Raw genomic sequence first — 21579 nt, 5'->3', positions numbered from 1 at the left:
GACCTTTTGCAAAGGCATGACAGAAAACATGAGCGGCATCTCGCCTGATCGCAACGACGACCGCCACGGATCGCCCACCAAACTTTCGATGCGCGTCTGGCTGGAAACGGTGAAGGCCGGCTGGGCGCGCGCTTCGGCACACAACATGGGGCTGATCGCGGCGGGCGTCGCGTTCTACATGTTTCTCGCCATGGTGCCGTTGCTGGGCGCGATCGTCATGCTTTACGGCATCGTCGCAGATCCTCAGACGGCGGCGACCCATATCGCCGAACTGTCGAACGCCCTGCCCGCGTCCGCTGCCGAAGTCATCGCCAGCCAGATCCAAGGTGTCGTCGAAACCAAAGGATCGACCAAGGGTATCGCGCTGTTCGTCGCGCTTGGGCTCGCGCTGTTCGGCGCGCGCAATGGGGCGGGATCGATCATCATCGCACTCAACATCGCTTTCGACTGCAAGGAAGAACGCGGATTTCTGCAAAAGAACCTCGTCGCGCTGGGCACCACGCTTGGCAGCGTCGTGGCGGCGGCGATCCTGTTCGTGGGAATCGGGGCGTTCGGCGCGTTGCAAGCGCTTGTCGCACCCGACTCCGCTGCGATCGCGATCGTTGCGCAACTGGCGACGTGGCTGCTGCTGATCGTCGCGCTCGCGTTCTGCATAGCATTGCTGTTCCGGTACGCGCCCGCCTGCTCGACCGGCTCGATGCGCTGGTTGTCGCCGGGTGCGATTTTCGCAGCCGTCATCGCGGCGCTGCTGACTTTCGCCTTTGGAGTCTATGTCGCCAATTTCGGCAATTACAACGCAACGTATGGCGCGCTGGGCGGGGTCGTCGTATTGCTCACTTGGATCTGGCTGACCAGCTATGTCCTGCTGATCGGCGCGGAATGCGACGTGGCACTGCTGAACCGGACCGATACGCCCGATCCGGCCCAACTCTTCGGCTGATCAGGCCAGCGACCACTCCCACCCCAAAGGGTCGCCGTCCATCACTTCGACGCCCTTTGCCGCAAGATCGTCGCGGATCGCATCGGAAGTGGCAAAATCCTTCTCAGCGCGCGCTGTCTTGCGCCGGACCATCGCCGCTTCAATCTCCGTCTCGTCGATTTCTGCGTGCGTGGGCCTGATGCGAAGTTCGGTCCGCGCGATCAACGGCAGGCCGAGTGCGGACAGCATCGCCCCGACAAGCGAAGCCTTCTGTTCGGGATCGACCTTCTTCACCGCCACCGCCTCCTCAAGCACCGTCAGCGCCACGGCAGTGTTGAGGTCGTCGGAAAGCGCCGCGTCGAACCGGTCGACCAGCGGCGCCAGTTTGGGGTGCGTCACCGTCGCGCGCACCGAAGCCAGCGTCGCCCCGTCGGTCACGACCTCGATCAGTCCGCGAGCCGCTGCCAACAGGCGTTTCAGCCGTACCAGCGCAGCGTTCAGCCCTTCCCACGAAAACTCCAGCTCGCTGCGGTAATGCGCCTGAAGACACAGCATCCGGTAGGCGAGCGGGTGATAGCCCTTGTCGATCAGCAGTTGCAGGCGCAGGAATTCGCCCGACGACTTGCTCATCTTGCCGCTCCGCTCGACGAGGAAGTTGTTGTGCATCCAGACCCGCGCGCCGGAATTGGCGACGTCGGCAAGGCCCATGCTTTCAGGCCCGCCGCACTCGCAGAACGCCTGGTTCTGGGCAATTTCGTTGGGGTGGTGGATTTCGCGGTGATCGATGCCGCCGGTGTGGATGTCGAACGGGAAACCCAGCACCTTGCCGCTCATCACGCTGCATTCGAGATGCCAGCCCGGCGCTCCGCGGCCCCATGGGCTGTCCCATTCCATCTGCCGCGTCTCGCCCACAGGCGTCTTGCGCCAGATCGCGAAGTCGGCGGCGTTGCGCTTGCCGTCCACAGCCTCGATCCGGGCATGCTCGTTCTCCGGCCCTTCTTCGGTTACGGCGCGGGCCAGCTTGCCGTAATCGGCCACGGTCGAAACATCGAAATAAAGCCCGCTGTCGAGTTCGTAGCAATGCTTGGGTGCAATCGCGGTCGCAAACGCGATCATGTCGTCGATGAAATCGGTCGCGATCGTCCACTGCGCCGGCTGGCGGATATTCAACGCCCTGATGTCGGCCCAGTACGCTTCGGTATAATGGCGCGCTATGTCCCAGATGGATTGGGCCTTGGCAGCAGCCATCTTCTCCATCTTGTCCTCGCCCGCGTCGGCGTCGTCGGTCAGGTGCCCCACATCGGTGATGTTGATGACGTGGGTCAGGTCATAGCCCTTCCACGTCAGCACCCGGCCCAGCGTGTCCGCAAAGACATAGGCGCGCATGTTGCCGATGTGTGGGTAGTTGTAGACGGTCGGCCCGCACGAATAGACCCGCGCTTCGCCCGCATGGACCGGCACGAACGGCTCGGCCCGCCGGGTCAGCGAGTTGAACAGGGTCAGCGGGTGATCGGTCGCTTGCGTCATGGCCTGCGCCTCTGCCCACAGCTGGCGCGCGCGGTCAAGCGGCGCGCGCCAGCTGTGGGTTCAGCTCAGGAAGCGGACCTGATCGTCCAGCGCGATGCGCGGGCGTTCGAAGTGGTTCACTGATGCGGAGTGGTCGCCGTAACCGATGGCGATGCCGCAGAACAGGATCTGCTCTTCGTCCGATACGCCGATCTGTTCCTTGATGACGCGGGCGTACATCGCCATCCATTCCTGCGGACAGGTATCGAACCCTTCTTCCTGACACAGCAGCATGATCGTCTGCAGCCACATGCCGACATCCGACCACTGCGGCGGACCCATGAAGCGTTCGAAGTGGACCATGAGCACGACCGGCGCGCCAAAGGATCGGATGTTCTGCCGCGCAAATTCCTCCCGCAGATCCTTGTCGCCGCGCTCTATCCCCATCGAACCGTACAGCAACCCGCCCAGTTCCTTGAGCCGCCCCAGGTGTTCGGGCGACTGTTCGGGATCGGACCAAGAATACTCCGCCGGGTCCTGCGGCTGGCTGGCAGACATCGCGTCCTGCACTTCGCGCAGTTTGGCGCCCGACAACACCGTTCCGCGCCACGGTTGAAAATTGCAGCCCGATGGCGCGAACCGAGCCTTGTCGAGGATACGGCGGATGACGGCCAAGTCGACAGGCTTGTCCAGGAACGCGCGGGTCGAGCGGCGTGCGGCAACGGCTTCGGTCACGTTCATTTATCGTCTCCCTCGAACAGCCCGGCGAGCTGTTCGATCATCGTTCCGCCCAACTGTTCGGCATCCATGATCGTCACCGCGCGCTTGTAATATCGCGTCACGTCGTGCCCGATGCCGATGGCAACAAGCTGGACTGGTGACTTCTTCTCGATCCACTCGATCACCTTGCGCAAGTGCTGTTCGAGATAACCGGCGTTGTTCACACTCAGCGTCGAATCGTCGACCGGCGCGCCGTCGGAAATGACCATCAGGACGCGGCGATCCTCGGTCCGGGCCAGCAGGCGGGAATGGGCCCACAACAGCGCCTCGCCGTCGATGTTTTCCTTCAGCAGCCCCTCGCGCATCATCAGGCCGAGATTGCGACGCGCGCGGCGCCACGGTTCGTCCGCCTGTTTATAGACGATGTGGCGCAAGTCGTTGAGCCGTCCGGGATTGGCCGCCTTCCCCTTGGCCAGCCACTGTTCGCGGCTCTGCCCGCCTTTCCACGCGCGGGTGGTAAAACCGAGAATCTCGGTCTTCACGCCGCAGCGTTCGAGCGTGCGAGCCATGACGTCGGCGCTGATCGCCGCGATGGAAATCGGTCGCCCGCGCATCGAACCGGAATTGTCGATCAACAGTGTGACGACAGTGTCCTTGAACTGCTGCTCGCGCTCGATCTTGTAACTGAGCGATTGTCCCGGCGACACGACGACACGGGCCAACCGCGCCGCATCGAGCAGACCTTCGTCCTGATCGAAATCCCACGACCGGTTCTGCTGCGCCATCAACCGACGCTGGAGCCGGTTCGCCAGTTTCGTGACGACGCCCTGCAAACCCTTCAGCTGAGCGTCGAGATAGGCGCGAAGGCGGGTCAGTTCCTCTTCGTCGCACAGTTCGCTTGCCGCGACGACCTCGTCGAAATCGGTGGTGAAGGCGCGATAGTCGAAGTCGTCGGGGATCTCGGTCCACGGACGGTTCGCGCGCACCGGCATCATGCCGTCGGGCTCGCCCTCGCCCGGTTCGCTCTCGGTATCCTGGTCCTCGCCCTCGGCATCGCCGTCATCGTCGCCTTCGCCGTCGGTGTCTTCGGACGGAGCGGCTTCGGTGCGGGCGTCGGATTCGCTGGGCTGGTCTTCCTGGTCCTGTTCTTCGTTCTCTTCGTCGCCTTCGGGTTCGTCGCCGCCGTCGTCGTCCTGCGATGCGTCCTCAGGCTCCGTCGCGACGAGTTCGAGATGCTGCAGCAACCCGATCATCTTTTGCGAGAACGCGCGCTGGTCCGACAGCAGTTCGGCCAGTTCCGCCAGATCGTCGCCGATCGCGGCTTCGATCCCGGCGCGACGCAGTTCAAGTCCTGCCGCCGCGTTTTCAGGCGGCGCTTCGCCCGTCAGCGCCTCTCGCGCCATCAGCGCCAACGCGGTGGCCAGCGGCACGTCCTCCGCCCGTTCGGCGCGCAGGATCGGATCGCTGGCGATGCGCCGGTCGAGCGCCGCGGCCAGATTGGCCCGCGTGCCCAGCATCGTGTTCGCACCCAGCGCCTCGTACCGCACCTGCTCCAGCGTGTCGAAGACCTGCCCCGCGATCGGCTCCATCGGCCGGGTCCTGCGGTGCAGCGCCTGATCATGGTGCCGGGTCTTCAGCGCGAAACTGTCCGCCACCCCGCGCGCGGCGGCGACTGGCCCGGCCTCAAGCTTGCGGCCCGGCATCGGCACGCGGACGGTATTGCCCGCCTGGCTCGGCGCTTCCGACGTCCAGTTGATGTCGAGTTCGCGATCGCGCGCGACCGCGCGGGCCGTCACGGTCAGCGCGGTGCGGAAGCGGTCAAGAGGGGACTGATCGGCCAAGTTGCTTCGGTTTGCCCGCTTACTTGAGGATGGTCTGGCCCGTCTTCGCCCAGTCGGCGAGGAAGCCTTCGATGCCCTTGTCGGTGAGCACATGCTTGACCAGCGAGTGGATGACGGCAGGCGGCGCGGTCATCACGTCGGCGCCGATGCGCGCGCTTTGCAGCACGTGGTTCACATGGCGGACCGACGCGACGAGGATTTCGGTTTCAAAGGCATAATTGTCGTAGATCAGGCGGATGTCGCCGATCAGCTCCATCCCGTCGAAACCGTTGTCGTCATGGCGACCGACGAAGGGCGACACGAACGTCGCGCCCGCCTTGGCCGCCAAAAGCGCCTGATTGGCCGAAAAGCAAAGCGTGACATTGACCATCGTCCCTTCGGACGTCAGCGCCTTGCACGTTTTCAGCCCGTCCATCGTCAACGGCACCTTGATGCACACATTGTCCGCGATCTTGCGCAGGACTTCGGCCTCTTTCATCATGGTCGCATGATCAAGAGCGACGACTTCGGCGCTGACCGGCCCTTCAACGATGGCGCAGATTTCCTTCGTCACTTCCATGAAATCGCGACCCGACTTCGCGATCAGCGAAGGGTTCGTCGTCACGCCATCGAGCAGGCCGGTGGCGGCCAGATCCTTGATGTCGTCGATTTCGGCGGTGTCGGCAAAGAATTTCATGTTGGCTCCCGGCGGCGGAATGGCGCGTGGCTGTTGGACGAATCTGATGGCGGCTATATGCCGTAGATCCGCGCCGCGCCACCCCGCCTGCCGGGGCAATTTGGCCTTCGGGCGATCAGACCGCGCCGAACACCCCGATCAGCACCGGGTCGTTGGTGACGCGCGGGTTTTTGCGGATATAGGCTTCTTCGTTCGCCATTTCGGTCCAGATCGTCTCTTCCGCCGCATCGGTAAGCCCGCTCACGAAGCTCGACAGGTTGGTGCCGGTCAGCGCCGAAAGCGCGGGACCGACGACCGGATCGCTGATGACACGCAGGGCCTGACCCACCTCGGGAAGCATCACGTCGACCAGTCGCTGGCCCATGTTGGCGCGCAAAAAGCCGGTCGCGGCAGTCGGGTTGCCGGTGATCAGCGCGGCCGCGTTCTGGATGCCGACGACGCGGATCGTGTCGGCAATAACCGGCGCTGCGCGTTCGGCACCATCGGCGGCAACATCGGCAAGTCCGTGAAAAAGCCGGTCCTTGACCAGCGAGGACGTGAGGATAGATCCGAGGATGCCGCCCCGCGCGCCAAGAAACTTGTCGAGCTGCAAGCGCGAAACCTGGCTGTCGTAGAAGCCGTTTGCGGCCAGCAGGCGATCAAACGCCCGTGCAGAAGACACGTTCAACAGCCGGCGGATCGCCTCGACAAAGCTGAACCCACCATAGGACGCACAGCCCGGCAGGGTGAGCGCAGCGGCGGAAAGACCGAGACCGCCAAGAAATGCGCGGCGGCTGGACTGGGTTTCGGGCAGATTCATGACGACAACTCCTGTTGGCGGGATGCGCCGGGGTGTCGCAAGCCACGGCGGCACCCCATATAGGAGGGGCTCCATGAACCGTGTCCGACTCCTCGTACTTAACGCAGCGCTAGGCCCGCTTGACTATCGCGTGCCCGACCATCTGCATGTCGAACCCGGCAGCGTGATAATCGCGCCGCTGGGGCCCCGGCAGGTATTCGGGATTGCTTGGGAAAGCGAACGGTTGCCGGGGGCGGAGGTTCCGGACGCGCGGCTTCGGCCGATTCTGGACGTCATGCCAGTGCCGCCGCTTCGCGCCCCGCTGCGGCGGCTGATCGAATGGACGGCGGACTATTACTGCGCCGCCCCGGCCAGCGTCGCGCGGATGAGCTTGTCGTCGGGCGCGGCCCTGCGCGGCGGGGGTACGCTGACCGAATACCGGCTGAGCGGAGCGATGCCATCGCGCCTGACGCCGCAGCGCGATGTTGCGATTTCGGCATTGGACGGCGAACAGGGCACGATCCGCGAACTGGTCGACCTTGCCGGAGTATCCGAAGCGGTCCTGCGCGGATTGGTTAACGCGGGTGTGATGGAACCGGTGGTGGTGGACATCGACCGGCCTTATCCCCTTGCCCGGTCCGACCATGCGCGGCCCAGCCTGTCCGACCTGCAACAGGGCGCCGCCGACCGTTTCGTCGATGCGGTCAAGGCGCGCGAATTTGCGCCCATGCTGCTCGACGGGGTGACCGGGTCGGGCAAGACGGAAACCTATTTCGAAGCGGTTGCGCAGGCGGTCGACGAAGGGCGTCAGGTGCTCGTCCTCCTGCCCGAAATCGCGTTGACTGAAAATTTCCTCAAACGCTTCGCGAGCCGGTTCGGCGTGCCGCCCGTCGTGTGGCATTCGAACCAGAAGCAATCCGAGCGGCGCCGCGCATGGCGACAAGTGGCCGAGGGTGGTGCGCAAGTCGTCGTCGGCGCACGCTCGGCGCTGTTCCTGCCGTTCGCAAACCTCGGCCTGATAGTCGTCGACGAAGCGCACGAGGTCAGCTTCAAGCAGGACGACGGCGTGCGCTATAACGCCCGCGACGTTGCGGTGATGCGCGCCCGGTTCGAACAAATCCCGGTCATCCTGGCCAGCGCGACGCCCGCGCTCGAAAGCCTGCAGATGGCAGAGGCGGGAATTTATGAGAAGATCGACCTGCCCAGCCGGTTCGGCGCAGCGTCGCTGCCCGACATCGCGATTGTGGACTTGCGCGAACAGGTGCCGCCGCGCGGACGTTGGCTGGCCCCGCCGCTGGTCGCGGGGATCGAGGAGCGACTGGCGCGCGGCGAACAGGCGCTGCTGTTCCTCAATCGCAGGGGGTATGCTCCGCTTACGCTTTGCCGCAACTGCGGGTTCCGGTTCCAGTGTCCGAACTGTTCGGCGTGGCTGGTCGAACACAGGCTGTCCAAACGGCTCGCCTGCCATCATTGCGGCCACGAGGTGCCGTCACCGTCGCTTTGCCCCGAATGCGGCGAGGCGGACTGCCTGACCGCTTGCGGGCCGGGTGTCGAACGCATCGCCGACGAAGTCGCCGAACTCTTCCCCGACGCTCGGATACAGGTCGTGACCAGCGACACGCTGTCGAACCCGGAAAAGATCGCGGCCTTTGTCGATGCGGCGGAAAGCGGCGCGATTGACGTGATCGTCGGCACACAGCTGGTGACAAAGGGATACCATTTCCCCGAACTCACGCTGGTCGGCGTGGTCGACGCAGACCTCGGCCTTGAAGGCGGTGACCTGCGCGCCGCTGAACGATCTTACCAGCAGATCGCGCAAGTCGCGGGCCGCGCGGGCCGTGCCAGCAAGCCGGGCGAAGTCATGATCCAGACCCGCCACCCCGAAGCGCCGGTTATCGCCGCGCTGGCCGCAGGCGACCGCGACGCATTCTACGAAGCGGAAACGGAAGCTCGCCGCCACGCGGGCGCGCCGCCGTTCGGTCGCTGGGCCGCGATCATCGTGTCTAGCGAGGACGAGGCGGAAGCGCGCGAAGCCGCCCGCATCATCGGCAATGCGGCACCTCGGCTGGACGATCTGGCGGTATATGGGCCCGCGCCCGCGCCGCTGTCGTTATTGCGCGGGCGATACCGCTATCGCCTGTTGATCAACGCGCGCCGAAGCGCCGCAGTGCAGCAGACGATCCGCGACTGGCTGGGCGAGCTATCGTTCGCGCCGGGCGTGCGCGTTGGCGTCGATATCGATCCCTACAGCTTCGTCTGAGCCATCAGCGCATCCTGCGCCGCCCGCGCGCCGCGCATCGGCACCAGACGACCGCGCCGCACCGCCAGCCACAGGATGGCGAGCCCGAATGCGGTCGTGACGCAAAGGGTGACCAGACTCGCCTCCAGCCCGAACGGGCCGCCGGTCAGCCACTCGGGCCCGGACCGTTGGGTCAACAACAGCCCATCAGGCGCGCCACCCCCCGATACCGGGAGCGAAAAGATGTAACCTTGCGTGAAATTCCATCCGGCATGCAGCCCGATCGCCACCCACAGGTTGCGGGTCAGCATGTAGATTGCAGCGAGCAGCAACCCCGCCTCCACCGTGATGGCAATGGCGGCCAGCAGGGTCGCATCGGGATTCATGATATGGGCAAACCCGAACAGGCCGCTGGTGATGACCAGCGCCACGATCGAACCGCCCATGCGTTCGATGAAGCGGAACAACACGCCGCGAAACAGGATCTCTTCGGTTACGCCTGCCAAGATCGCGATTCCCGCCATCTGCGACAAATCGCCGATCCGCCATGACACACCCGCGACGGTCAGCCCGCCAAAAGCCGTGACAGCGAGCGCAGCCGACGCAAAAATCGCAAGGCCGGCGAGGGTGCCGTATCCAGCCCCCGAAGCTGCTGCAGACGCAAAAGGCAAAGTGCCGTCGCCGCCCCGCTCCACGAACCGGACGAACCCGCGATAGGCAAGTATCGTCACGATTGAGACGATCGCAGCGCCGATCAGCAAAATGGGGCCACGCGTCAGACCGCTGAAATGCGCGGCGATCGAAGTGCCGATCCATGCGGCCACGACGATCGCTGTGCCGATCAGCATCAGAACGAATGGATGAGCCACGAAACGGCGGAAGCGTCCTGGCAGAGCGATATCCGCCCGTCTGATATTGGCCTGTCCGTTGGGCGTTTCGGCGATGATTGGTTGGACGATGTCTGGCTGCGGCCCATCGACTGGTGTGGTGCTGCGATCTGCCAAGCCGGTGGGCGGTGTCGATGTGGTGTCATTCATGGGACGCAGCGCTATCACGTCCCGCCGTCATGCAACATGCGTCCATCAGGTTTCCCACTTGTCGCGTTCGCGCGCCAGCAATTCGGACTTTATCGCAGTGCCATAGGCATAGCCGCCGACGCTGCCGTCCGAACGCACGACACGATGACACGGGATCAGCACCGCGACACTGTTCGCGCCGTTCGCGCCTCCTGCCGCGCGCACCGCCCGGGGATTGCCCGCCGATGCCGCCAGTTCGGCATAGGTGCGCGTTTCGCCCGCCGGAATCTTGCGCAGTTCGACCCAGATCCGTTCCTGAAAGGCAGTGCCACGGACATCGAGCGGGATGTCGGGCGCCGAACCCGGCTGTTCCACCGCGCCGACGACCTGGCGGACAAGGTTGGCAAAATCATCGCCGCCCTCGACCAGTTCCGCATTGGGGAAACGCTGGCGCAGGTCGTCGCCGTCCTCTCCGAACGACAGGCGGCAAACACCCTTGTCCGTTGCCGCCACTAGGATCGGACCGAGGCTGGTTGCAACTGTTGCCCAGCGGATCGTCACGCCCGCGCCGCCCTTGGCCCATGCCGATGGTTCCATGCCCAACCTGTCCTTCGCCTGATCGTAAAAACGCGATGCCGAACCGAAGCCAGCCTGTGAGATTGCGCCCGTCACGTCTTCGCCGCCCAAGGCATCGCGTGCGCGTTCCATCCTGATCGCACGCCCGTATGCGGCTGGCGTCATGCCGGTGGCCCGCAGAAAAACGCGGGAAAAGTGATCGGGCGAATAGCCGACCGACGTGGCAAGATCGGATAGTGCGACGCGTTCCTCCGCGCCCTGCAAGACCCGGATCGCCCCAACCACTGCCTTAGCGTCGCGCGCCGTCTGATCCGGGCGGCAGCGAAGGCACGCCCTGAATCCCTTCGCTTCCGCCTCTTCGTTCCCGGCGGCGATGAACATGTTTTCCGCCTTGGGCCGGCGCGCAGGACAGCTTGGTCGGCAATAGATCATGGTCGTGGTGACGCAGACCACGAATCGGCCATCGAAGGCGCGGTCACGGCGCTCGAACGCGGCCAGTGCTTCGGCCTCTGCGGGCATTGTGTTGCTTTCGACGGTCTCCATAAGACGGACATAGCGCGGCTGCGATGCCACGCGCATCCCGAAACCTGCGGGCAAATCGAAATTGTCACCTGCCAAGCCTTGCCGGATCGGCTAACAGCCCGGACATGGCCATGCCGCGACCGCTTCGGAACCCTCTCGCCTGTTTGCACGCGCGTCTCGCCCTTTTGCGCGCGCCCCTCGCCCTTTTGCACACAATTGCCTGTGCGCTGGTGATGGCGTGCATGCTGCAAATGGCCGCGCCTGCTCCCGCCCGCGCCGATAGCGGCGATATCAATGCCGCCGCGCGCAGTGTCGTGCGTGTCGTCATCGTCATGCGCGATGCATCGGGGTACGACGTGATTGGCCACGGTACAGGCTTTGCCGTGACGCCGACACTCATTGTGACCAATGCCCACGTGCTCGCCCCGCTGATGGAAGACGGCAACCTGCGACTGGGCGTCGTACCGGCGCAAGGCAGAACAGGATATTTCGCCCGCATCGTCCGGGTGTCGAACAATGTCGATCTAGCGCTCATCGAATTGACGGAAAATGCCAGCCTGCCCGTTTCCACGCTTTATACGGGAAGGGTGGAGGATGGCGCAGATGTCTTTGCGGTCGGCTATCCCGCCAATGTCGACGAAGCGCTCGGCCAAGGTCTCAACGGGCTCGTGTCGCCGCAAGCGCCAGTGAAATCGCGCGGACAGGTTTCGGGCGGGCGCAGTTCGTCGCAGTTCGACACGATCCTGCACACCGCGCCGATCGGTGCCGGCAATTCGGGTGGTCCCCTGCTCGATGCATGCGGCCGGGTGGTTGGCGTCAACAGCTTCGGGACGATCAGCGACAACGGGTCCGATTCGGAATTCTACTTCGCCGTCTCCATGCGCGAACTCGCCCCTTTCCTGCGCAAGGCCGGGGTTGCCGCGCATACCAACGCGTTGCCTTGCCAAAGCCTGTCTGAATTCGACGCCGACGAACGCACCCGGCAGCTGCGCGATGCCGCAGCGCTACAGTCGCGGACAGAGGCGGCGGCAGTCGAACTTCGCCTTCGTGCAGAACGCGCTTCGCGCCGCGCAGAGCTTGAAGCACTCGACCAGCGCGAAACGCTCGTCGGCCTTGCCGGGCTCATGCTGGTGCTAATGGTTTTGGGCGCTGTCGGCGGCATGCACTTCTACGACAGGGAAGAGCGCGAGCAGGGAACCGCATGCGCGATCTTCGCGGTGCTGTGCTTCGTCGGCATTCTGGCCGCATGGTTTTCGCGGCCCACGGTGGCAGAGATCGAAGAACGCTCCGCCGCCGCCGAACGCGCCGCCATGGCGGAAACGCCCGAAAAGCTGCCCACCGATTCGCTGATCGACAAAGGGCACTTCCTTTGCCGCTTCAAGCCCGAACGCAGCCGTGTGACGGTGTCTGCCACCCGCGACGTGCCGCTGAACTGGTCGCCCGTCGGCTGCGTCGATGAGCGCACGCAATACGGGTCCGCCAATGGTGCATGGTCGCGAATCGAGATGGCCGAAGGCGAGCAGACGATTTCGGTAAAACGGTACGATCCGCAGGTCCGCACCCTGTCCGTCGATCGTTATCTGGTCGACTTGTCCACGATGGAAGCGGTGCGCAAGGCTCGCAAGTTGTACCAGGCCCCGGCCTGTGGTGCCGGTCAGGATGCTGCAATGCAGCTTGGCGAGGACCAGCAAGCGATTCGCGCGCTTCTGCCGAAAATGCCCAACGAACGGCTGGTCTACGGGTGCGAGCCCGCGCCACGGTCGAAGGAACCTGCGGATCAGGACCAGTAAGCGCGATTTGCGCCACCGGATTCGCTCAGGTTTCCGGCCAGCAAGCGCACTTTTCGCAATTGCGTGATATTAGGCCAAGGGCGTGGTTGTCATTTGTCGCTTTCATTGCTAGGCGCGCCGCCGAGAAGGATACCCCTGTTCCCGTTCCTCCCGCTCCGTCATCCGGCGGCACGCGATGGGTGAACCGAACCGGACAGGACGTTTCCGAAAACAAGAGGGAAGTGACGCGCGTGGAAATTTCCGGCGGCATTACGGCCAGTCTCGCAGGCCGCTACGCTTCGGCGTTGTTCGATCTCGCGGTCGAACAAAACCAGGTGACCGCGGTCGAAGGCGATCTCGATCGCCTGCGTCAGGCGATCCTGGCATCCGACGACCTCGCGGCCCTGCTGCGTGACCCGGCGGTTTCGCGCGCCGCGGCCGGCAGTGCCGTTGCCGCGCTGGCAAAGCATCTCGGGCTGGCCGAACTGACCGCGAAATTCCTTGGCGCGCTGACGCAGAACCGTCGGCTCGGCTCGCTTCCCGACATGATCCGCGCGTTTCACGCCATCGCCGCCGCACAGCGCGGCGAAGTGGCCGCGGACGTCACCAGCGCCCATGCGCTGACCGACATGCAACTTGCCGCGCTGACCGCGAAGCTCACGGCCCGTCAGGGTCGCGACGTCAAGGTCCGCACGAGCGTCGACCCCGAAATCCTCGGCGGGCTGATCGTCAAGATCGGTTCGCAGCAGATCGACGGTTCGATCCGTACCCGTCTCAATTCTCTCGCCCAGGCGATGAAGGGCTAAGGCCCTCGACAATAAAGCTTCGACGAAAGGCTATTTACGCATGGATATCCGCGCCGCAGAAATCTCGAAGGTCATCAAGGACCAGATCGCCAACTTCGGCACCGAAGCGCAAGTCAGCGAAGTCGGCAGCGTGCTGTCGGTCGGTGACGGCATCGCCCGCATCCACGGTCTCGACAAGGTTCAGGCTGGCGAGATGGTCGAATTCCCCGGCGGCATTCAGGGCATGGCCCTGAACCTCGAAGCCGACAACGTCGGTGCCGTGATCTTCGGCTCGGACGCCACGATCAAGGAAGGCGACCAGGTCAAGCGGACCGGCACCATCGTCGACGTCCCCGTCGGCAAGGGCCTGCTGGGCCGCGTCGTCGACGCGCTGGGCAACCCGATCGACGGCAAGGGCCCGCTGACCGACGTGACCCGCGCCCGCGTCGAATCGAAGGCGCCGGGCATCATCCCGCGAAAATCGGTTCACGAACCCGTGCAGACCGGCCTCAAGGCCATCGACGCCCTCGTCCCCGTCGGCCGCGGCCAGCGCGAACTGATCATCGGTGACCGCCAGACCGGCAAGACCGCCGTCGCCATCGACACCTTCATCAACCAGAAGGAAGTCAACGCGGGCGACGACGAGAGCAAGAAGCTCTACTGCATCTACGTCGCCGTCGGTCAGAAGCGTTCGACCGTCGCGCAGATCGTGCGCCAACTCGAAGAAAACGGCGCGATGGAATATTCGATCGTCGTCGCCGCAACCGCGTCGGAGCCCGCTCCGCTGCAGTACCTCGCGCCCTATACCGGCGCCGCGATGGGTGAATTCTTCCGCGACAACGGCATGCACGCCGTCATCGTGTATGACGATCTTTCCAAGCAGGCCGTGGCCTATCGCCAGATGTCGCTGCTGCTGCGCCGCCCGCCGGGCCGTGAAGCCTATCCGGGCGACGTGTTCTACCTGCACAGCCGCCTGCTCGAGCGGGCGGCAAAGATGAACGACGAAATGGGTGGCGGTTCGCTGACGGCCCTGCCGATCATCGAAACGCAGGCAGGCGACGTGTCGGCCTACATTCCGACCAACGTGATCTCGATCACCGACGGCCAGATCTTCCTCGAAACGGGCCTGTTCTATCAGGGCGTCCGTCCGGCCATCAACGTCGGCCTCTCGGTGTCGCGCGTCGGCGGTGCCGCCCAGACGAAGGCGATGAAGAAGGTCGCAGGCTCGATCAAGCTGGAGCTGGCGCAGTACCGCGAAATGGCGGCATTCGCCCAGTTCGGTTCGGACCTCGACGCCTCGACGCAAAAGCTGCTCAACCGCGGTGCGCGCCTGACCGAGCTGCTCAAGCAGCCGCAGTTCTCGCCGCTGCCGTTCGAAGAGCAGACCGTGTCGATCTTCGCCGGCACCAACGGCTACCTCGATTCGATCCCGGTCGACGCGGTAACCCGTTACGAAGCTGAGATGCTGAGCTTCATGCGCCAGAGCCACGCCGACACGCTGAAGCTGATCCGCGACACGAAGGAATTCGGCGACGATCAGAAGAAGCAGACGGTCGCCGCACTCGACGCTTTCGCCAAGCAGTTCGCCTGAGCCTCGCAAGACCCCAAGAGACACTAGCTAGGGAGCCGTCATGGCCTCGCTGAAGGAACTCAAGGGCCGGATCACCTCGGTCAAGTCGACCCAGAAGATCACCAAGGCCAAGCAGATGGTCGCAGCGGCCAAGCTGCGCAAGGCACAGGCGCGGGCCGAAGCCGCCCGCCCTTATGCCGAGCGTCTTGCCGCGGTCATGGCCAGCCTCGCCACCAAGGTGAGCGGCGACAACGCACCCCGGCTTCTGGCCGGGACCGGTTCGAACCAACGCCACCTGCTCGTCGTCGTTAACACCGACAAGGGCCTGTGCGGCGGTCTCAACTCGATCATCGTGCGCGCCGCATCGGCAAAAGCGCGCGAGCTGACGGCAGAGGGCAAGGACGTCGAGTTCTACCTCGTCGGACGCAAGGGACGTGCGCCGCTGAAGCGCAATTTCCCGAACGACATCGGCACCCAGTTCGACACCTCGCAAGTGCGCGATCCGGGTTTCGAGGAGGCCGAACAGATCGCCAACGAAGTGATCGGCATGTTCGAAAATGGCCGTTTCGACGTTGCGCATCTGGTATACCCGATCTTCCAGTCGGCACTGGTTCAGGACCCGACGGTCCAGCAGATCGTCCCCGTTCCCGCCCCGGCGAACGCCGGCGAAGGTTCCGTCAACAGCGGCGCGGTCGTGGAATATGAGCCGAGCGAGGAAGAAATCCTCGAGGAACTGTTGCCCCGCTTCATCAAGACGCAGGTCTTTGGTGCGCTGCTCGAAATCGCCGCGTCCGAACAGGGTGCGTCGATGACCGCAATGGACAATGCGACACGCAACGCCGGCGACCTGATCGACAAGCTGACCATCCAGTACAACCGCAGCCGCCAGGCCGCGATTACCACTGAACTCATCGAAATTATTGCTGGCGCGGAAGCGCTGTAGCAACAACTTACCAGGCGCCGACGCGCTTTAAGAAGGCAAGGATAGAAACCATGGCCACCGCACCCGTGCTTGATAGCACCAGCAACATTTCCGCCAAGGGCAAGATCAGCCAGGTCATCGGCGCCGTCGTCGACGTGACTTTCGAAGGCGAACTGCCCGCGATCCTCACCGCGCTTGAAACCGACAATGGCGGTAACAAGCTCGTGCTCGAGGTTGCGCAGCACCTTGGTGAAAACACCGTCCGCACGATCGCGATGGACGGCACCGACGGCCTGACCCGCGGCCAGCCGGTCGCCAACACCGGTCGCCAGATCTCGGTCCCCGTCGGACCCAAGACGCTGGGCCGCATCATGAACGTCATCGGCGAGCCGATCGACGAACGCGGCCCCGTCGGCGCGGAAAAGACTTCGCCGATCCACGCAGAGGCGCCGCTGTTCATCGACCAGTCGACCGAAGCGGCCATTCTCGTCACCGGCATCAAGGTCATCGACCTTCTCGCCCCCTACGCCAAGGGCGGCAAGATCGGCCTGTTCGGCGGCGCGGGCGTCGGCAAGACCGTGCTGATCCAGGAGCTCATCAACAACATCGCCAAGGGCCACGGCGGCGTGTCCGTCTTCGCCGGCGTCGGTGAGCGTACCCGCGAAGGCAACGACCTTTACCACGAATTCCTCGACGCGGGCGTCATTGCCAAGGACGCCGACGGCAATGCCACGTCCGAAGGTTCGAAGGTCGCGCTCGTGTTCGGCCAGATGAACGAGCCTCCGGGCGCGCGTGCCCGCGTCGCCCTGTCGGGTTTGACGATGGCCGAATACTTCCGCGACGAAGAAGGCCAGGACGTGCTGTTCTTCGTCGACAACATCTTCCGCTTCACGCAGGCCGGCGCCGAAGTGTCGGCCCTGCTTGGCCGTATTCCTTCGGCCGTGGGCTATCAGCCGACCCTGTCGACCGACATGGGCCAGCTGCAGGAACGCATCACCTCGACCACCAAGGGTTCGATCACGTCGGTCCAGGCCATCTACGTTCCCGCCGACGACCTTACCGACCCTGCGCCAGCAACATCGTTCGCCCACTTGGACGCGACGACCACGCTGAACCGCGCGATTTCCGAACTCGGCATCTATCCCGCGGTCGATCCGCTGGACTCGACCAGCCGCGTTCTCGAACCGCGCGTCGTGGGTCAGGAGCACTACGACACGGCTCGCCGCGTTCAGGAAACGCTGCAGAAGTACAAGTCGCTGCAGGACATCATCGCCATTCTGGGCATGGACGAGCTTTCGGAAGAAGATAAGCTGACCGTCGCCCGCGCGCGCAAGATCCAGAAGTTCCTGTCGCAGCCGTTCCACGTGGCAGAAGTCTTCACCGGCATCCCCGGCAAGTTCGTGCAGATCGAAGACACCATCAAGTCGTTCAAGGCGGTTGTCGAAGGCGAATACGATCACCTTCCCGAATCGGCGTTCTACATGGTCGGCGGCATCGACGAAGCAGTCGCCAAGGCCAAGAAGATGGCCGAGGACGCCTGATCATGGCACTGCGCTTCGAACTCGTAACGCCGGCCAAGCTGGTCCGCTCCGAAGATGTCCACATGGTGGTCGTCCCCGGTGCGGAAGGCGAGTTCGGCGTGCTGGAGGGTCATGCGCCCTTCATGTCCACGATCCGCGACGGCGCCGTGCAGGTCTACAAGACCGCCGGTTCCGCGCCCGAAGAGATCATGATCCAGGGTGGCTTTGCCGAAGTCGGTGACAGCGGCCTGACGGTGCTGGCTGAACACGTCAGCGAATAAGCCGGGTTCTGGCTCAAAGAAAAAAAGGGGCGTCCCGGCGGGGCGCCCCTTTTCTTATGGGTCAAGGCCCGGACGGCAGCCGCTACTTCGACGCCCGCGCAGAGCCAGCAACTGCCGCGCCCCGGTTTGGGGTCCGGCGTAGCGCAGCGGCGAACACCGTTGCCGCCTCTGCCTTGCGATCCATGTCGAGCAGAACCTCTCCCAACAGCTCGTGCGAAGGCTTGGCGACCATCGGCGGGCCATATTGCATCGGCGTCGCATCTTCGATCGCCACCGCTTCGCGCAGGGAGGTCAGAGCCGCTTCGCCTTGTCCGGTGGCCAGCGCCGCCAATCCCTTCGCCTGCGCCATTGCCGCCTCGATCCCCGGGCCTTCGGTCGGGCGATCCTCAGCGCTCATCTTGCCAAGCACTTCGGTTCCGAAAGCGCGCACGTCGGCGGCGGCCTCTGCCGCTTTCGATGCGTCGTCTGCGTGATAGGCCGCGAGCATGCGGCCATAGGCGTCGTAGAACCGATATTCAGTGTCGAGCCGCCGCCATGGCATGCCGTCGGGCACTTTCCACGTCCCGTTCTGCGCCGCGTCCATCGTCTGGACATAGAATGCGCTGCCCAGCATCATCCGTCCGGTCAGCTTGTCGTCGCCGGGCTTGGCCGCGATCTGCGCCATCGCCGCGCTCCAGCACCCGTCGATATATTCGCGCGCCTTCGCATCTTCGCCCGATTGCAGATAGCCGTAGACCAGCCACGAATGGGCATGACCGCACCAGCTCTTGCCCTTCCCTTCGGCGGCATATTCGCGATCCGTCGCCATGACGGAAGACAGGTTGGCATCCACCGTTTCGGGCCACATGCCCAGCGCGACGAAAATGTGCGAATTCATGTGCAACGCATGCGCGGCGCCGGGCGCAACCTTGCCATAACGGCGTGCCGCGCGCAGGCCGAGGGGGGCGTGATCCGGATCGTCATAGGAATGGATCATGTAATGCAGTACGCCGGGATGCGATGAGTGCGCAGGGTACACTTCTTCCAGAATCGCAGCCGAACGCATGTAGGCGGCGACATCCCGTCCGTCATGCTCTGCACCGAAGATCGCCAGCGCGTGGAATGCAGCGGCATCGACGTCGTCGGGCCACCGCGCATGGATCGCCGCCATGGCATCGATATAAGCTCGGTCGCGATCCAGTTTGGTCCCTTCGCCGAACAGCACGTCCAGCGCTGCCAGGTATGCTTTCTCCCGCTCGGTCCCCGCCTTCGCCGCGCGCGCCTTTGCGGTCGGCGCAAGCTTGTTGAGGATGGCATTGGCGGCATCGCGGTCCTGCCAGCTCCACAATGAATAGTTCTTGGTCAGCGCTTCGCCCCAATAGGCCATCGCGAAATCGGGATCGATCGCCTGCGCTTGCTGAAAAGCCTTGGCCGCGTGATCGTATTCAAAACTGTGCAACAGCGCGAGGCCGCGTTGGAACATCGCCTGCGCCGCAGGGGCACCCGAGTTCGCGAATTCGACGACGCCGAGCGCAAGGATCGCGCCGCTATCCGCGCTCGGCCCAGTTTGGGCCGCGTGGGCCGCGTGGGCGGCTGGCGCAGCCGGGTCGGTCGGCGCGGCATGAACGACAGGCATTGCCGCGATGAGAGCCACCCCCGCCAAGAGTGTTCGTAACAGTCGCATTGTCCAACTCCCCTGTTCGACCCAGCGCGTATCCTGTGCGTTGGCGCCCGCGCTGTCCATCCCGATCAATGCGAACAGGATTGGCTCACGCAGCCTCGTCCGCGACCGCGACGGCGGGCTTGGCATGCCAGCGGTAGAGACCCGCGCCGACAATGATGGCGATCCCCAATGTTGCGAACAAGTCCGGCCGATCACCGAACAGCGCCCAGCCAAGCGTGCCTGCCACGACGATCTGGACATAAGTCATCGGCGCGATCGTCGCGGCACCCGCACGTGTCGTGCCAAGATAGACCAGCCAGTGCGCGACCGTCGCGATACAAGCGACCATGGCGCACAATATCACGGCCAACAGCGTAGGGTTGCCGACGACGAGGAAGGCCAGCCCGCTGCCATGCCCGGCAATCGCCATAAGCCAGAGCGTGACCGCAGCCGGTGCCGCCACCTGGAACTGCATCGCAAGCGCGCTGCCGCTACGCGAAGACAGCCGGTTGCCGATTACCAGCAGGCTCATCCCAAATGCCGTGAACAGCGGAAGGATGGCCACCGCGCCGAGCACCATGACATTGGGCCGCAGCACGATCAAAACCCCAACAAATCCGCAGAAGGTCGCGATCCATGTCTCCCTGCCCACCGGTTCACGCAGGAACACAGCTGCCAGCAGGGCTGTGAAGATCGGGCTCATGAATGCTATCGCGGTAACCTCTACCAGCGGCATGAAACGGATGGCGGTCACGAAGCAGGCCGTCGCCACCGCCACACCGCCGCCGCGCATCAATTGCACCAGCGGCCGGTTGACGCGAAAGCCCTCGGCCCCTTCGCGCATTAGCAGGATGACGCCCAGCCCCACCGCGCCCATCGTATAGCGCAAGGCGGCCATCGCCGTCGGCGCCCATTCGGTCGATCCGAATTTCCACACGACATCGCCGATCGACATAAGGACGAAACCGGCTAGGGCCGCCAGAACGCCCGCGCGTTCGGTTTGGTGCACGCTATGCCCTTTTCGAAATCTGGCAAGAGCGCCTATCTAGAGCTCGCCGAACAAGAGGGCCAGTCCCTTCGAGGCTGGTTCATGTTCCCGCCGCATCCCGATCGTGGTTAGCAATTTCTTAAGCCAATTGGACGAAGAGCAGAGGATAGTCTAAGTAAACGGACGGCCATCGGGGGGCGTTTTAAAGTGCGGTTGATCATCCAGATTCCGTGCCTGAACGAGGCGGATCATCTGCCCGCGACGCTTGCGGCCCTGCCGCGGCACATCGCGGGCATCGACACCATCGAAGTTCTGGTCATCGACGACGGCAGCAATGACAACACCGCAGAAATCGCGCGGCAGTGGGGCGTGCAACACATCGTGCGCCACCGCCGCAACAGGGGCCTTGCCGCCGCGTTTCAAAGCGGGATCGACCGCGCACTCGCCGCAGGCGCAGACATCATCGTTAACACCGATGCCGATGGCCAATACGAAGGCGGCGACATCGCGGACCTCGTCCAGCCGGTTCTGCGCGGCGAAGCCGACATCGTTGTCGGCGACCGGGGCGTGGCGGACAACGTGCATTTCGGGCCCTTCAAACGCCGGCTCCAACGTGCGGGCAGCGCGGTTGTTCGCCGCGCTTCGGGGACGACCATCACCGACGCGGTCAGCGGTTTTCGCGCCATCAGCCGCGAAGCGGCGCAGCGCATCACGATCACGACCGAATTCAGCTATACCACCGACATGCTGATCCAGGCGGGCCGCAAGCGGCTGTCGATCACCAGCGTACCGATCCGCACGCACCGGACCGACCGGCCATCGCGCCTGTTCAAATCGATCCCCCGGTTCATCATGCAGACGGGCGTGACGATCACCCGCGCCTACACGACGAACAATGCGCTTCGCGTGTTCGTAGGTCTGGGCCTGCTCCTTCTCGTCATCGGCGTGCTGCCGGTTGCGCGGTTTCTCTGGTTTTATGTGGCGGGCGATGGCGACGGTCACATCCAGTCGCTGATCCTGGGCGCGGCATTGCTGATGATGGGAACTCTGGTCGCGGTGATGGGCATTCTGGCCGACCTGATCGCCACGAACCGCAAGCTGCTGGAAGCCACGCTGTTCAAGCTGCGCAAGCTTGAGGAGCGGCTGGATGCGGGTGTCGATAGTGAGGCCAAGAGGGATATCGACGATCGTCGATCGGCGCAGGATGCCGAAATCCTTCCTATTCCGAGCCGCCGAGGCGGCTGAATGAAAGTCGCAACCGCTTCCGATAGTCCCGGACGCAATCGAGCCATTGATTTCAGGAACCCGG

At 64.2% G+C, this 21579-nt stretch carries 18 protein-coding genes; 9 read left to right on the top strand and 9 right to left on the bottom strand.

Features of this window, described 5'->3' with window-relative positions:
• Positions 1-28 precede the first annotated feature (28 nt).
• Positions 29-940: a YihY/virulence factor BrkB family protein gene (locus EKN06_RS13270; protein ID WP_240654954.1), complete on the top strand. Its 912-nt coding sequence runs from the start codon at positions 29-31 to the stop codon at positions 938-940.
• On the opposite strand, the gene cysS is transcribed toward EKN06_RS13270, so the two are convergent.
• From cysS to EKN06_RS13245, 5 genes are all read right to left on the bottom strand, one after another.
• Positions 941-2446, bottom strand: coding sequence for a cysteine--tRNA ligase (cysS, locus tag EKN06_RS13265; RefSeq protein ID WP_127613401.1), 1506 nt, complete (start codon positions 2444-2446; stop codon positions 941-943).
• Positions 2447-2506: 60 nt separating this feature from the next.
• Positions 2507-3166 carry a nitroreductase gene (locus EKN06_RS13260; protein ID WP_127613400.1) on the bottom strand — a complete coding sequence of 220 codons (660 nt, stop codon included), beginning with the start codon at positions 3164-3166 and terminating at the stop codon, positions 2507-2509.
• On the bottom strand, positions 3163-4986 hold the full coding sequence (cobT, locus tag EKN06_RS13255; RefSeq protein WP_127613399.1) for a cobaltochelatase subunit CobT: 1824 nt from the start codon (positions 4984-4986) through the stop codon (positions 3163-3165). The genes EKN06_RS13260 and cobT overlap by 4 nt, the downstream gene beginning before the upstream one ends.
• A 19-nt stretch (positions 4987-5005) precedes the next feature.
• Positions 5006-5662: a fructose-6-phosphate aldolase gene (fsa, locus tag EKN06_RS13250; RefSeq protein ID WP_127613398.1), complete on the bottom strand. Its 657-nt coding sequence runs from the start codon at positions 5660-5662 to the stop codon at positions 5006-5008.
• Positions 5663-5777: 115 nt separating this feature from the next.
• Entirely contained in the window at positions 5778-6461 is a 684-nt protein-coding gene (locus EKN06_RS13245) for a DUF4197 domain-containing protein (protein WP_127613397.1), read from the bottom strand.
• A 73-nt stretch (positions 6462-6534) separates the two neighbouring features.
• Between EKN06_RS13245 and EKN06_RS13240 the strand changes: the two genes are divergently transcribed.
• Entirely contained in the window at positions 6535-8700 is a 2166-nt protein-coding gene (locus tag EKN06_RS13240) for a primosomal protein N' (RefSeq protein ID WP_127613396.1), read from the top strand.
• Here EKN06_RS13240 and EKN06_RS13235 read toward each other — a convergent pair.
• Positions 8685-9716 carry a CPBP family intramembrane glutamic endopeptidase gene (locus EKN06_RS13235; protein WP_127613395.1) on the bottom strand — a complete coding sequence of 344 codons (1032 nt, stop codon included), beginning with the start codon at positions 9714-9716 and terminating at the stop codon, positions 8685-8687. The two genes, EKN06_RS13240 and EKN06_RS13235, sit on opposite strands and share 16 nt — an antisense overlap.
• A gap of 45 nt (positions 9717-9761) precedes the next feature.
• Positions 9762-10790 (bottom strand): bifunctional transcriptional activator/DNA repair enzyme AdaA, encoded by a 1029-nt coding sequence (locus EKN06_RS13230; protein ID WP_127613446.1) that lies wholly within the window; start codon positions 10788-10790, stop codon positions 9762-9764.
• Positions 10791-11044: 254 nt separating this feature from the next.
• Between EKN06_RS13230 and EKN06_RS13225 the strand changes: the two genes are divergently transcribed.
• From EKN06_RS13225 to EKN06_RS13200, 6 genes are all read left to right on the top strand, one after another.
• Positions 11045-12583: a trypsin-like peptidase domain-containing protein gene (locus EKN06_RS13225; RefSeq protein WP_240654952.1), complete on the top strand. Its 1539-nt coding sequence runs from the start codon at positions 11045-11047 to the stop codon at positions 12581-12583.
• Between the two features lie 230 nt (positions 12584-12813).
• Positions 12814-13368, top strand: coding sequence for a F0F1 ATP synthase subunit delta (locus EKN06_RS13220; RefSeq protein ID WP_127613445.1), 555 nt, complete (start codon positions 12814-12816; stop codon positions 13366-13368).
• A gap of 40 nt (positions 13369-13408) precedes the next feature.
• Positions 13409-14938 (top strand): F0F1 ATP synthase subunit alpha, encoded by a 1530-nt coding sequence (gene atpA / locus EKN06_RS13215; protein ID WP_127613393.1) that lies wholly within the window; start codon positions 13409-13411, stop codon positions 14936-14938.
• A 40-nt stretch (positions 14939-14978) separates the two neighbouring features.
• Positions 14979-15860, top strand: coding sequence for a F0F1 ATP synthase subunit gamma (locus tag EKN06_RS13210; protein WP_127613392.1), 882 nt, complete (start codon positions 14979-14981; stop codon positions 15858-15860).
• Between the two features lie 50 nt (positions 15861-15910).
• Entirely contained in the window at positions 15911-17380 is a 1470-nt protein-coding gene (atpD, locus tag EKN06_RS13205) for a F0F1 ATP synthase subunit beta (RefSeq protein WP_127613391.1), read from the top strand.
• A gap of 2 nt (positions 17381-17382) precedes the next feature.
• Positions 17383-17640, top strand: coding sequence for an ATP synthase F1 subunit epsilon (locus EKN06_RS13200; protein ID WP_127613390.1), 258 nt, complete (start codon positions 17383-17385; stop codon positions 17638-17640).
• Between the two features lie 82 nt (positions 17641-17722).
• Here EKN06_RS13200 and EKN06_RS13195 read toward each other — a convergent pair whose 3' ends face one another.
• Positions 17723-19429, bottom strand: a complete 1707-nt coding sequence (locus EKN06_RS13195) for a tetratricopeptide repeat protein (RefSeq protein WP_164844073.1) — start codon at positions 19427-19429, stop codon at positions 17723-17725.
• Positions 19389-20291 carry a DMT family transporter gene (locus EKN06_RS13190; RefSeq protein ID WP_127613388.1) on the bottom strand — a complete coding sequence of 301 codons (903 nt, stop codon included), beginning with the start codon at positions 20289-20291 and terminating at the stop codon, positions 19389-19391. Before EKN06_RS13190 ends, EKN06_RS13195 begins: the two co-directional genes overlap by 41 nt.
• A gap of 186 nt (positions 20292-20477) precedes the next feature.
• Between EKN06_RS13190 and EKN06_RS13185 the strand changes: the two genes are divergently transcribed.
• Positions 20478-21515, top strand: coding sequence for a glycosyltransferase family 2 protein (locus EKN06_RS13185; RefSeq protein WP_127613387.1), 1038 nt, complete (start codon positions 20478-20480; stop codon positions 21513-21515).
• The last annotated feature ends 64 nt before the right edge of the window (positions 21516-21579 follow it).

Source organism: Croceicoccus ponticola (genome assembly GCF_004004515.1).
Taxonomy (GTDB): domain Bacteria; phylum Pseudomonadota; class Alphaproteobacteria; order Sphingomonadales; family Sphingomonadaceae; genus Croceicoccus; species Croceicoccus ponticola.
This window is presented reverse-complemented; position numbering and strand designations above follow the sequence as displayed.